Here is a 1,120-nt window from a genome sequence, read left to right on the forward strand (position 1 = left end):
GATCCCAACATGGCCGAGTTCTACACATCCGGCCGCACCTCGAACGAGGCAGCGTTCCTCTACCAGCTCTTCGTGCGAGAGTTCGGCACCAACAATTTCCCCGATTGCTCGAACATGTGCCACGAGGCTACCAGCGTCGGCCTGCCGCACTCGCTCGGCGTCGGCAAGGGTACCTGCCTGCTTTCCGATTTTGACAAGACGGACTGCATCTTCATCTTCGGACAAAATCCGGGCACCAACAGCCCTCGCATGATGACGAGCCTGCGCAACGCCTCGCGGCGCGGCGCAACCATCATGTCCTTCAATCCGTTCCGCGAGCGCGCCCTGGAGCGCTTCCAGTCGCCCCAAAGCCCGGTCGAAATGGCAACGCTTACGTCGACACCGATCAGCGCCAAGCTCTATCAGGTGCGTGTCGGCGGCGACGTCGCGGTCGTCAAGGGGCTCATGAAAGTTCTCATGGAAGCAGACGATGCGGCGCGGGCGGGCGAATTGCCGGYGATCCTCGACTGGGATTTCATCAAGGGCCATACGACGGGTATCGAGGCTCTCGCCGCCGACCTGCGGGCGACGCGATGGGACGACATCGTGTCTCAGTCAGGGCTCGCTCGCGAGGACATCGAATACGCCGCTCGCGCCTATATGAAGGTCGAACGAGCGATCATTGTCTATGGCATGGGCATCACGCAGCACCGTCGGGGAGCACAAAACGTGCAGCAGCTGGCCAATCTCGCGCTGCTGCGCGGTCATATCGGCCGCGAGGGCGCCGGACTTTGCCCGGTACGCGGTCATTCCAACGTCCAGGGCGATCGCACGGTCGGCATCACCGAAACGCCGACAAAGGAATTTCTCGATCGGCTTGAGCACCGCTTCGGCTTCAAGCCACCGTCCGAACATGGCCACAACGTCGTGACCGCGCTGGAGGCCATGAAAGACGGCAAGGTGAAAGTGTTCTTCGCCGTCGGCGGCAACTTCGTGTCAGCCATCCCGGACTGGGAGGTGACCCGCGCTGCCTTGCGCAAGCTCGACCTGACGGTCCAAGTGTCAACCAAGCTCAATCGCAGCCATCTGGTACACGGGCGCGACGCGCTGATCCTGCCTTGCCTCGGGCGCACCGAAATAG

1 protein-coding gene is annotated in these 1,120 nt (G+C 62.3%); it reads left to right on the forward strand.

Annotated features, from left to right (window positions below):
- A partial coding sequence (locus tag ACXJ7R_RS33780) for a molybdopterin-dependent oxidoreductase (protein ID WP_457155579.1) occupies positions 1 to 1,120 on the forward strand: 1,120 nt, incomplete at both ends.

It is taken from the genome of Mesorhizobium sp. P5_C1 (genome assembly GCF_054049815.1).